The 11332-nt window shown below is 74.4% G+C and carries 9 protein-coding genes; 8 read left to right on the top strand and 1 reads right to left on the bottom strand.

The features are described from left to right. The first annotated feature begins 82 nt into the window (after positions 1 to 82). From ACFWAR_RS09905 to ACFWAR_RS09870, 8 genes are all read left to right on the top strand, one after another. On the top strand, positions 83 to 1384 hold the full coding sequence (locus tag ACFWAR_RS09905) for an MFS transporter (RefSeq protein WP_385774961.1): 1302 nt from the start codon (positions 83 to 85) through the stop codon (positions 1382 to 1384). Between the two features lie 105 nt (positions 1385 to 1489). After that, positions 1490 to 2314: a TIGR03084 family metal-binding protein gene (locus ACFWAR_RS09900; protein ID WP_385774959.1), complete on the top strand. Its 825-nt coding sequence runs from the start codon at positions 1490 to 1492 to the stop codon at positions 2312 to 2314. A gap of 74 nt (positions 2315 to 2388) precedes the next feature. After that, positions 2389 to 4056, top strand: a complete 1668-nt coding sequence (locus tag ACFWAR_RS09895) for an acyclic terpene utilization AtuA family protein (protein ID WP_385774986.1) — start codon at positions 2389 to 2391, stop codon at positions 4054 to 4056. Beyond that, entirely contained in the window at positions 4053 to 5651 is a 1599-nt protein-coding gene (locus ACFWAR_RS09890) for an acyl-CoA carboxylase subunit beta (RefSeq protein WP_385774957.1), read from the top strand. Before ACFWAR_RS09895 ends, ACFWAR_RS09890 begins: the two co-directional genes overlap by 4 nt. Positions 5652 to 5659: 8 nt before the next feature. After that, complete coding sequence (locus tag ACFWAR_RS09885) at positions 5660 to 7654, top strand: biotin carboxylase N-terminal domain-containing protein (protein WP_385774955.1); 1995 nt, start codon at positions 5660 to 5662, stop codon at positions 7652 to 7654. After that, positions 7651 to 8814, top strand: a complete 1164-nt coding sequence (locus tag ACFWAR_RS09880; RefSeq protein ID WP_385774953.1) for an acyl-CoA dehydrogenase family protein — start codon at positions 7651 to 7653, stop codon at positions 8812 to 8814. Before ACFWAR_RS09885 ends, ACFWAR_RS09880 begins: the two co-directional genes overlap by 4 nt. A 24-nt stretch (positions 8815 to 8838) precedes the next feature. Next, on the top strand, positions 8839 to 9576 hold the full coding sequence (locus ACFWAR_RS09875) for an enoyl-CoA hydratase family protein (protein ID WP_385774950.1): 738 nt from the start codon (positions 8839 to 8841) through the stop codon (positions 9574 to 9576). Then, the gene (locus tag ACFWAR_RS09870; protein ID WP_385774948.1) at positions 9564 to 10196 is read left to right on the top strand and encodes a TetR/AcrR family transcriptional regulator; all 633 of its coding nucleotides are present in this window, start codon (positions 9564 to 9566) and stop codon (positions 10194 to 10196) included. The genes ACFWAR_RS09875 and ACFWAR_RS09870 overlap by 13 nt, the downstream gene beginning before the upstream one ends. Positions 10197 to 10223: 27 nt before the next feature. On the opposite strand, the gene ACFWAR_RS09865 is transcribed toward ACFWAR_RS09870, so the two are convergent. After that, on the bottom strand, positions 10224 to 11324 hold the full coding sequence (locus ACFWAR_RS09865) for a citrate synthase 2 (RefSeq protein ID WP_385774945.1): 1101 nt from the start codon (positions 11322 to 11324) through the stop codon (positions 10224 to 10226). Positions 11325 to 11332: the final 8 nt, after the last annotated feature.

Below are 11332 nucleotides of genomic sequence, written 5' to 3'. Positions count from 1 at the left end.
CCCCCGAAAGTATCTTGACGTCGAGATTGATGTCCGGCAGGCTGCCACCCGTTGGGTCTCTTGATGTCAAGAGACTTTCGGGGTGAGCGGAAGGGCGCGCGTGATGGAGGTCGAGCCGGGAGGCGGCCTGTGGGCACGGTTGCGGCGGCCGCCCGGTGGGCGGGATGCGCGGATCATGCTGTTCGCCCAGTTGTTGGACCGCACCGGGTCGGGGGTCTGGGCGGCCTCCTCGGTCCTGTACTTCACGTTCGTCGTCGGCTTCGACGCCCGGCAGCTCGGCCTGCTGCTGGGGGTGGCCGGGGTGGCGGGGATCGCCGGGTCGCCGTTGGCGGGGCGGCTGGCCGGGCGCTTCTCCGTACGGGCCCTGCTGATCGGTTGCCACCTCCTGCGGCTGGCGACCCTGTGCCTGATGCTGGTGTGCACGCGCTTCGACGTGCTGCTGCCCGTCGTCGCGATCACCTACCTGGGCGACCGGGCGGCCAAGACGCTGGAGATGCTCTTCGCCACGCGCGTCGCGGGTGAGCGGCGCGCGGAGTACCAGGCCCTCTCGCGCAGTGCGGCGAACGCCGGGGTCGCGGTGGGGGCGGGGATCGCCGCGCTCGGGCTCGCCGTCGGCAGCCGCGGGGCGTTCGCCGCGCTGATCCTCGCCAACGCCCTGTCGTTCGTCCTGGCCGCCGCGCTCGTGTGGCGCACCCGCGAGCCGCGGGCCCGCGCCCACGTCGTGGCGCGCTCCACGGACGCCGAGCCCGTCGCCCCCGCCAGTCCGTGGCGCGATCGCGGCTACCTGCGGTTCGTCCTGCTGGACATCCCGATGAGCCTCGACGACTCGATCCTCAATGTCGGCCTGCCGCTGTGGCTCGTGGAGCACACCTCGGCGCCGCACGCCGTGGTCCCGGCCTTCCTGGCGATCAACACCGTGCTCGTCGTCATCCTCCAACTGCACGTGTCGGCCCGGGTGCGGGGGCCGCGCCGGGCCGCCGGGGTGGTGCTCCTCTACGGCGCCACCCTGCTCGCCTGCTGCGTCGTGCTGGCGACCGCCACCGGGGGCGGGGCGTGGAGCGCCTCGCTCGCCCTGCTCGTCGCCGCGGTGCTGGTCACCGCGGCCGAGTTGATCCGTTCGGTCAGCTCCTGGGAGCTGGCGGTCTCCCTCGCCCCGCCGGAGTCGAGGGCCGCCTACCTGGGCGTGGCCGGCATGGCCCAGTCGATCCAGAAGTCGGCCGGGCCCCTCCTGCTCACCGGTGCGGTCATGGCGGTGGGCCCGGCCGGTTGGCTCCTGCTGGGCGGTGCGGTGGCGGGTCTGTCGGTGGTGCAGCGCCGGGGGTGCCTGCGCCGCCTGGACGCCTTGGAGGGTGCCAACTCCCCTGCGGTCACCCCCCGTTCCTGAAGGGGGCGCGCTCCGGACAAATAATGCAAGCATGCTTGATTGTTTTGTCGTGCGCTGCCACGCTTCCCCCCACAGCCGTGTCCTGGGGTCCCGAGGGAGCGCACCGTGCCCGAGCCGTCGTCCGCCGCCACCGAACACGCCGCAGCAGCGGTGTACGTCGATCTCCGCGAGGAGGGCCGTGACCTCGACCTCCTCGTCGCCGAGCTGTCCGACCCCGGCTGGGCCGCGGCGACCCCCGCCGCCGGCTGGAGCATCGCCCACCAGATCGCCCACCTGGCGTGGACCGACCGGGCGGCGCTGCTGGCGCTCACCGACGCCGACGGCTTCGCGGGGATGGTCGCGGCCGCCTTCGCGGCGCCCGACTCGTTCGTCGACGACGGCGCGGCCGAAGGGGCCGCGCTCGCGCCCGCCGAGCTGCTGAGCACGTGGCGGGCCGGGCGCACCGCACTGGACCGGGCGCTCGCCGCGGCCTCGCCCGACACGCGCTTCCCCTGGTACGGGCCGCCCATGAAGGCCGCCTCGATGGCCAGTGCCCGGCTGATGGAGACCTGGGCGCACGGCCAGGACGTCGCCGACGCGCTCGGGGTGCGCCGTACGCCCACCGACCGGCTGCGGCACGTCGCCCGGATCGGTGTGCGGGCCCGCGACTACGCCTTCGCGGTGCGCGGACTGCCCGCTCCCGCCGAGGAGTTCCGGGTGGAGCTGACCGCCCCCGACGGGGCGGGCGCATGGACGTACGGGCCCCCGGACGCCCCGCAGCGCGTCACCGGCCCCGCGCTCGACTTCTGCCTGCTGGTGACCCAGCGGGCGCACCGCGCCGACCTCGGCGTACGGGCGCTGGGCGCCGACGCCGAGCAGTGGCTCGACATCGCGCAGGCCTTCGCGGGCCCGGCCGGTCCCGGCCGCGAGCCGGGTGGCGGTCCCGCGTGAGCGGCGCGCGGCGCGCCCTGCGCATCGGCAACGCGTCCGGCTTCTACGGCGACCGGTTCTCGGCGGTGCGCGAGATGCTGACCGGCGGCGAACTGGACGTCCTGACCGGGGACTACCTCGCCGAGCTGACCATGCTGATCCTCGGCCGCGACCGGCTCAGGGATCCGGGCCTCGGCTATGCGAAGACCTTCCTGCGCCAGCTGGAGGAGGGCCTCGGCCTCGCGCACGAGCGGGGCGTGCGGATCGTCGCCAACGCGGGCGGCCTCAACCCGGCCGGGCTCGCGGACGCCGTGCGCGAACTGGCCGCGAAGACCGGCGTACCGGTGCGCGTCGCGCACGTCGAGGGCGATGACGTGATGCCCTACGCCGAAGGGGTGCTGACCGCCAACGCCTACCTCGGCGGCGCCGGGATCGCGGCCTGCCTGCGGGCCGGGGCGGACGTCGTCGTCACCGGCCGGGTGACCGACGCGGCGCTCGTCAGCGGCCCCGCCGCCTGGTGGTTCGACTGGTCGCCCGGGGACCACGACCGGCTGGCGGGAGCGGTGGTCGCCGGGCACGTCCTGGAGTGCGGGACCCAGGCCACCGGCGGCAACTACTCCTTCTTCACCCGCCACGCGGCGATGGCCCGCCCCGGCTTCCCGCTCGCCGAGATCGAGGCGGACGGCTCCTGCACCCTCACCAAACACCCCGGCACGGGCGGCGCGGTGACCACCGGAACCGTCACCGCGCAGCTGCTCTACGAGACCCAGGGCGCCCGCTACCTCGGCCCCGACGTGACGGCCCGCCTCGACACCGTGCGGCTGCGCGAGGAGGGCCCGGACCGGGTCCGGATCAGCGGGGTGCGGGGCGAGGCGCCGCCCCCGACCCTCAAGACCGGCGTGACCCGGATCGGGGGCTGGCGCAACGAGGTGGTGTTCGTCCTGACCGGCCTCGACATCGAGGCGAAGGCGCAGCTCGTACGGGACCAACTGGCCGGGGCGCTGGAGGGCGTGGCCGACGTCGGCTGGACCCTCGTCCGCGGTGACCACGCGGACGCGCCGACCCAGGAGACGGCGAGCGCGATGCTGCGGCTGGTGGTCCGGGACCCCTCCGCCGACCGGGTCGGGCGGGCCCTGACCTCGGCGGCGATCGAGCTGGCCCTCGGCAGCTACCCCGGGTTCCACGTGACGGCCCCGCCCGGACCGGCCCAGCCGTACGGGGTGTTCAGCTCCGGGCAGCTGCCCGCGGACACCGTCCCCCACGTGGCGGTCCTCCCGGACGGCAGCCGCCTGGCCATCCCGGCGCCCGGCCCCGGGGCGCCGCCGCTCTCCCCGCTGCCGCCGCTGCCGGTCCCGCCCGACCCGGGCCCCGCGGGAGCCCCGGCGGGGGAGGTCCCCACCCGCCGCGCGCCGCTCGGGCTGGTGGCCGGGGCCCGCAGCGGGGACAAGGGAGGGGACGCGAACGTCGGCGTCTGGGTCGAGGGCGCGGACGCCTGGGAGTGGCTGCGGAGCACCCTCACCGTCGACCTGTTCCGGGAGCTGCTCCCCGAGACCCGCACCCTGCCGGTGACCCGGCACGACCTGCCGAACCTGCGCGCCCTGAACTTCGTCGTGACCGGGATCCTCGGCGACGGCGTCGCCTCCGGGCACCGCTTCGACCCGCAGGCCAAGGCGCTCGGCGAATGGCTGCGCGCCCGCCACCTGGACGTCCCCGTCAGCCTTCTCCCCCCTCTCGCACCCCTTCCGGAGGTGAGCCGCCCATGACCCGGCTCGGCACCAGCGTCGACACCCGCGACCCCGACCACCTGGCCCATCGGGCCGCCGCCCTGGAACGCATCGAGGCCCTCGACGCCGAGCACGCCAAGGCGCTCGCGGGCGGCGGCGAGAAGTACACGGCCCGCCACCGGGCGCGCGGCAAGCTGCTCGCCCGGGAACGGATCGAGCTGCTCCTCGACCCGGACACCCCGTTCCTGGAGCTGTCCCCGCTCGCGGCCTGGGGCAGCGACTACCCGGTGGGCGCCTCGATGGTGACCGGGATCGGTGTGGTCGAGGGCGTCGAATGCCTGGTCACCGCCAACGACCCGACGGTGCGCGGCGGTGCCTCCAACCCCTGGACCCTGAAGAAGGCGCTGCGCGCCAACGAGATCGCGCGGGCGAACCGGCTGCCCTGCATCAGCCTGGTCGAGTCCGGCGGCGCCGACCTCCCGTCCCAGAAGGAGATCTTCATCCCCGGCGGGGCGATCTTCCGGGACATCACCCGGCTCTCCGCCGAGGGGATCCCCACCGTGGCCGTCGTCTTCGGCAACTCCACGGCGGGCGGGGCCTACATCCCGGGGATGTCCGACCACACCGTGATGATCAAGGACCGGTCGAAGGTCTTCCTCGGCGGCCCGCCGCTGGTCAAGATGGCGACCGGCGAGGAGAGCGACGACGAGTCCCTCGGCGGCGCCGACATGCACGCCCGCACCTCGGGCCTCGCCGACTACTACGCCGTCGACGAGGAGGACGCGATCCGCCGGGCCCGACGGATCGTGGCCCGCCTCAACCACCGCAAGGCGCGGCCGGAGCCGCCGGTGGCGCGGGAGCCGCTGTACGACGCCGAGGAGCTGCTCGGCATCGTGCCGTCCGACCTCAAGACCCCCTTCGACCCGCGCGAGGTCATCGCCCGGCTGGTCGACGGCTCCGACTTCGACGAGTTCAAACCGCTGTACGGGACCAGCCTGGTCACCGGCTGGGCGAGCCTGCACGGCTACCCGATCGGCATCCTCGCCAACGCCCAGGGCGTGCTGTTCAGCGCCGAGTCGCAGAAGGCCGCCCAGTTCATCCAGCTCGCCAACCAGCGCGACATCCCGCTCCTCTTCCTGCACAACACCACCGGCTACATGGTCGGCAAGGAGTACGAGCAGGGCGGGATCATCAAGCACGGCTCGATGATGATCAACGCGGTGTCCAACTCGAAGGTCCCGCACCTGTCCGTCCTCATCGGCGCCTCCTACGGCGCGGGCCACTACGGCATGTGCGGGCGGGCCTACGACCCCCGCTTCCTCTTCGCCTGGCCCGGCGCGAAGTCCGCGGTGATGGGACCGCAGCAGCTCGCGGGCGTGCTGTCGATCGTCGCGCGCGCCTCGGCCGCCGCGAAGGGGCAGCCGTACGACGACGAGGCCGACGCCGGGATGCGGGCCTTCGTGGAGCAGCAGATCGAGTCGGAGTCCCTGCCGATGTTCCTGTCCGGGCGGCTGTACGACGACGGGGTCATCGACCCGCGCGACACCCGCACCATCCTCGGCCTGTGCCTCTCGGTCGTCCACAACGCCCCCGTCGAGGGCGCCCGTGGCGGCTTCGGCGTCTTCCGGATGTGAGCCCCCACATGACCACCTCACCCGCACCCACCGCGTCCGGGCCCACCGCGGCCGACCTCGCCGCGCCCCGGACGATCGGCTCGCTGCTCGTCGCCAACCGCGGGGAGATCGCCGTACGGATCTTCCGCACCGCCCGCGCCCTCGGCCTCGACACCGTCGCCGTGTACGCCGACCCCGACGCCGGGGCCCTGCACGTGCGGGAGGCCGACGCGGCCGTCCGGCTGCCCGGGGCCGCCCCCGCCGAGACCTACCTGCGCGGCGAACTCCTCGTACGGGCGGCCCTCGCCGCCGGCGCCGACGCCGTCCACCCCGGCTACGGGTTCCTCTCCGAGAACGCCGACTTCGCCCGGGCCGTGCGCGCCGCCGGACTGCTCTGGATCGGGCCGCCCCCCGAGGCGATCGAGGCCATGGCCTCCAAGACCCGCGCCAAGGAGCTGATGCGCGCCGCAGGGGTCCCCCTGCTCGACCCGGTCGACCCGGCCACGGCCACCGCCGCGGACCTGCCGCTGCTCCTCAAGGCCGCCGCCGGTGGCGGCGGCCGGGGCATGCGGGTCGTCCGCGACCTCGACTCCTTGAAGGAGGAGCTCGAAGCCGCCGCGGCCGAGGCCCGGTCCGCCTTCGGCGACGGCGAGGTCTTCGCGGAGCCCTACGTCGAGCGCGGCCGGCACGTGGAGGTGCAGGTCCTCGCCGACGCCCACGGCACCGTCTGGGCACTGGGCACCCGGGACTGCTCCCTCCAGCGCCGCCACCAGAAGGTCATCGAAGAGGCCCCGGCCCCCGCCCTCCCCGAGAGCCTGCGCACCACCTTGCGCGAAGCCGCCGTCGCCGCCGCCCGCGCGGTGTCCTACCAGGGCGCGGGCACCGTCGAGTTCCTCGTCACCGCCGACGGGCGCCCGTACTTCCTGGAGATGAACACCCGCCTCCAGGTGGAACACCCGGTCACCGAAGCCGTCTTCGGGATCGACCTCGTCGCCCTCCAACTGCGCGTCGCCGAGGGCCGGGCGCTGCCCCTGGACCCGCCCCCGGCCGAAGGCCACGCCGTCGAGGCCCGGCTGTACGCGGAGGACCCGGCCCGGGACTGGCGCCCGCAGGCCGGGGTCCTGCACACCCTGTCCGTCCCCGGGGACGGGATCCGGATCGACACGGGCTTCGCCGACGGCGACACCGTCGGCGTGCACTACGACCCGATGCTCGCCAAGGTCATCGCCCACGCCCCCACCCGCGCCGAAGCCGTCCGCGCGCTCACCCGCGCCCTGGCCCGGGCCCGCATCCACGGGCTCACTACCAACCGGGACCTGCTGGTGCGTTCGCTGCGCCACCCGGAGTTCACCGCCGCGCGCCTCGACACCGGCTTCTACGAACGCCACCTCGCCGAGCTCACCGCCTCGGCCCCGGACGCCGCCCGGGCGGCCCTCGCCGCCGCCCTCGCCGAGGCCGCCCCCGCCGCCGACGCGCCGCTCGCCGGGCGGCTCGGCGGCTGGCGCAACGTGCCGTCCCAACCGCAGAGCCGCGGCTACACCGTGGACGGGACGGCGTACGAGGTCCGCTACCGCCCGACCCGCAACGGGCCCCCGCAGCTCGTGGACCAGCCCGGCGTCCGCGTCGTGGCCGTCGCACCCGAGTCGGTCACCCTCGACATCGACGGCGTCCACCGGGTGTTCCACGTGAAACACGAATCGAACAGCCCCGAGGTGTACGTCGATTCACCGCTCGGCGCGCACACCCTGATCCGGCGACCGCGCTTCACCGAACCCCGGGACCGCACCGCACCGGGATCCCTGCTCGCCCCCATGCCCGGCACCGTCGTGCGGATCGCCGAGGGCCTCGCCCCCGGCTCCGCCGTCACCGCCGGGCAGCCCCTGCTCTGGCTGGAGGCCATGAAGATGGAGCACCGCATCGTCTCGCCCGCCTCCGGCACGCTCACCGCGCTCCACGCCGCCCTCGGCCGCCAGGTCGAATTCGGCGCCCTGCTCGCCGTCGTCCAGGAGGAACCGCCCGCATGAGCAACGCCGTTGTGGAATCAGCAGAACACCGGGCCCTGCGCGCGGCCGTCGCCGCCCTCGGGCAGCGCTACGGTCGCGAGTACCTCGCCCGGGTGGCCCGCGAGGGCGGCCACCCCGACGAGCTGTGGGCCGACGCCGCCAAGCTCGGCTACCTCGGGGTCAACCTCCCCGAGGAGTACGGGGGCGGTGGCGGAGGCATCGCCGAACTCTCCATCGTGCTCGAAGAGCTGGGCGCCGCGGGCTGTCCGCTGCTGATGATGGTGGTCTCGCCCGCCATCTGCGGCACGGTCATCGCCCGCTTCGGCACCGAGGAGCAGAAGCGGGCCTGGCTCCCCGGCCTCGCCGACGGCAGCCGGACCATGGCCTTCGGGATCACCGAGCCGGATGCCGGATCCAACTCCCACCGCATCACCACCACCGCACGGCGCGACGGCGACGACTGGGTGCTGTCCGGGCGCAAGGTCTTCATCTCCGGCGTGGACATCGCCGACGCCACCCTCATCGTCGGGCGCACCGAGGACGCCCGCACCGGACGCCTCAAGCCCTGCCTGTTCATCGTGGACCGCGACACCCCCGGCTTCACCCGTTCGGTCATAGACATGGAACTCCAGGCTGCCGAGAAGCAGTTCGAACTGGTCCTGGACGAGGTGCGGCTGCCCGCCGGGGCCCTGGTCGGCGACGAGGACGCGGGCCTGCTCCAGCTCTTCGCCGGACTCAACCCCGAACGCGTCATGACCGCCGCCTTCGCCATCGGCATGGGCCGCTACGCCCTGGCCAAGGCGGTCGACTACGCCAAGACCCGGCAGGTGTGGAAGGAGCCGATCGGCGCCCACCAGGCCGTCGCCCACCCGCTGGCGGCCGCCCACATCGAGCTGGAGCTGGCCCGCCTGATGATGCAGAAGGCCGCCCACCTCTACGACGCCGGGGACGACATGGGCGCCGGCGAGGCGGCCAACATGGCCAAGTACGCTGCCGGCGAGGCCTGCGTGCGGGCGGTGGACCAGTCCGTCCACACCCTGGGCGGCAACGGCCTCACCCGCGAATACGGACTCGCCGCCCTCATCACCGCCTCCCGGGTGGCCCGCATCGCACCCGTCAGCCGCGAGATGATCCTCAACTTCGTCTCGCACCAGACCCTGGGCCTGCCCAAGTCCTACTAGAACGGAACGGCCGGAGGAACGGACATGACCCCGATCGTCGGATCCGCGCACGCCAGCGGCATCACCACCCTCACGCTCGACTCGCCGGGCAACCGCAACGCGCTCTCCGCGGAACTCGTCGGCGAGCTGCGCGCGGCCCTCGCCGCGGCGGGTGCGGACCCGGCGGTCCGGGCCATCGTCCTCACCCACACCGGCACCACCTTCTGCGCCGGAGCGGACCTGAAGAACCCCTTCGCGCCCGAGGACTTCCTCGCGCTGCTGCGCGAGCTGGCCGAACTGCCCACACCGGTCGTGGCCCGGGTGACCGGCCACGTCCGGGCCGGTGGCCTCGGGCTGCTCGGGGCCTGCGACATCGCCGCCGCGGGGCCGCAGTCCTCGTACGCCTTCACCGAGAGCCACCTGGGCCTGGCCCCGGCGGTCATCTCGATCCCGCTGCTGCCCCGGCTCGACCCGCGGGCCGCGGCCCGCTACTTCCTCACCGCCGAGCGCTTCGGACCGGCCGAGGCGGCCCGGATCGGACTGCTCACCCTGCACGCCGACGACGTCGACCAAGCCCTCGAACCGGTCCTGGCGGGCCTGCGCAGGGCCTCGCCGCAGGGCCTCGCCGCGTCGAAGGCGCTGGTCACCGCGCCCGTACGGGCAGCCCTGGAGCGGGACGGCGAGCGGCTGACCGCCCTGTCGGCGACCCTCTTCGCCTCCGCGGAGGCCCGCGAGGGCATCACCGCCCTCTTCGAGCGCCGGGACCCGTCGTGGACGTCCTGACCGATCCGCAGCACAGCGGTCCCCGCCGGCCCGCGGGACCCAAGCAGGCCCGGAGCCGGGTCACCCGCCGCCACCTCCTGGAGGCGGCCGTGTCCTGCCTGGCCGAGCACGGCTGGGCGGGCTCCACCGTCGCCGTCGTCGCCGAGCGGGCGGGCGTCTCCAGGGGCGCGGCCCAGCACCACTTCCCCACCCGCGAGGCCCTCTTCACCGCCGCCGTCCAGTACGTCGCCGAGGAGCGGTCCACCGCCCTGCGCGAGCTGTTCCAGGCGGCCCCGGCGCCGCGCGCCGAGGTGGTCCACGCCGTGGTGGACCTCTACACGGGCGCGCTCTTCCGGGCCGCGCTCCAGCTGTGGGTGGCCGCCTCCAACGAGGAGCAGCTGCGGCCCCCGGTCATCGAACTGGAGGCGCGGGTCGGGCGCGAGACCCACCGCATCGCCGTGGAACTCCTGGGCGCCGACGAGTCCGTGCCCGGGGTGCGCGAGAGCGTCCAGGGATTCCTCGACATGGCGCGCGGGCTGGGGCTGGCGAACGTCCTGACCGACGACACCGCCCGCCGGGCCCGGGTGGTCACGCAGTGGGCGGCCATCCTCGACACCGCCCTCGGCCCGCCCCGGGACTGAGCCGGGGCGGGGCGGGGGACCGGCCCGCTAGCGGGCGATGTCGGCGTAGCCCTCGATGGCCTGCGGCTCCCGGGTGCCCGGGCCCACGTAGCGCGCCGAGGGACGGACCAGGCGGCCCGTGCGCTTCTGCTCCAGGATGTGCGCGGACCAGCCGGCCGTGCGGGCGCAGGTGAACATCGAGGTGAACATGTGCGCCGGGACCTCCGCGAAGTCCAGCATGATCGCCGCCCAGAACTCCACGTTGGTCGCGAGCACCCGGTCGGGGCGCCGCGCGTGCAGCTCCTCCAGCGCGGCCTTCTCCAGCGCGGCCGCCACCTCGTAGCGCGGCGCGTCCAGCTCCTTGGCCGTGCGGCGCAGCACGCGGGCGCGCGGGTCCTCGGCGCGGTAGACGCGGTGCCCGAAGCCCATCAGCCGCTCGCCCTTGTCCAGGGCCTTCTTCACGTACGCCACGGCGTCGCCGCTGCGCTCGATCTCCTCGATCATGCCCAGCACCCGCGACGGCGCACCGCCGTGCAGCGGCCCGGACATGGCGCCGACGGCGCCCGACAGGGCGGCCGCGACGTCGGCGCCGGTGGAGGCGATGACCCGGGCGGTGAAGGTGGAGGCGTTCATGCCGTGTTCGGCGGCCGAGGTCCAGTACGCGTCGACGGCCTTGACGTGCTTGGGGTCGGGCTCGCCCCGCCAGCGGATCATGAAGCGTTCGACGACGGACTCGGCCTTGTCGATCTCGCTCTGCGGCACCATCGGCAGGCCCTGGCCGCGGGCGGACTGGGCGACGTACGACAGGGCCATCACGGCCGCGCGCGCGAGGTCGTCACGCGCGGTCCGCTCGTCGATGTCGAGCAGCGGCTTCAGACCCCACACCGGGGCCAGCATCGCGAGCGCGGACTGCACGTCGACGCGGATGTCCCCGGAATGCACCGGGATCGGGAAGGGTTCGGCGGCGGGCAGCCCCGGGTTGAACGCACCGTCGACCAGCAGTCCCCAGACGTTCCCGAAGGACACGTGACCGACCAGGTCTTCGATGTCGACACCCCGGTAGCGGAGCGATCCGCCTTCCTTGTCGGGCTCGGCGATCTCGGTCTCGAACGCGACGACCCCTTCGAGCCCGGGTACGAAGTCGGACATCAGGCGGC

It is taken from the genome of Streptomyces sp. NPDC059917, from assembly GCF_042730635.1.
Lineage (GTDB): Bacteria > Actinomycetota > Actinomycetes > Streptomycetales > Streptomycetaceae > Streptomyces.
This window is presented reverse-complemented; position numbering and strand designations above follow the sequence as displayed.

What these genes read in the sequence shown, in the direction of transcription:
- ACFWAR_RS09895 (WP_385774986.1), top strand. Translation starts at nt 2,389, where the DNA reads ATGCTGACCGGCGGCGAACTGGACGTCCTGACCGGGGACTACCTCGCC.
- ACFWAR_RS09890 (WP_385774957.1), top strand. Translation starts at nt 4,053, where the DNA reads ATGACCCGGCTCGGCACCAGCGTCGACACCCGCGACCCCGACCACCTG.
- ACFWAR_RS09885 (WP_385774955.1), top strand. Translation starts at nt 5,660, where the DNA reads ATGACCACCTCACCCGCACCCACCGCGTCCGGGCCCACCGCGGCCGAC.
- ACFWAR_RS09880 (WP_385774953.1), top strand. Translation starts at nt 7,651, where the DNA reads ATGAGCAACGCCGTTGTGGAATCAGCAGAACACCGGGCCCTGCGCGCG.
- ACFWAR_RS09875 (WP_385774950.1), top strand. Translation starts at nt 8,839, where the DNA reads ATGACCCCGATCGTCGGATCCGCGCACGCCAGCGGCATCACCACCCTC.
- ACFWAR_RS09865 (WP_385774945.1), bottom strand. Translation starts at nt 11,324, where the DNA reads ATGTCCGACTTCGTACCCGGGCTCGAAGGGGTCGTCGCGTTCGAGACC.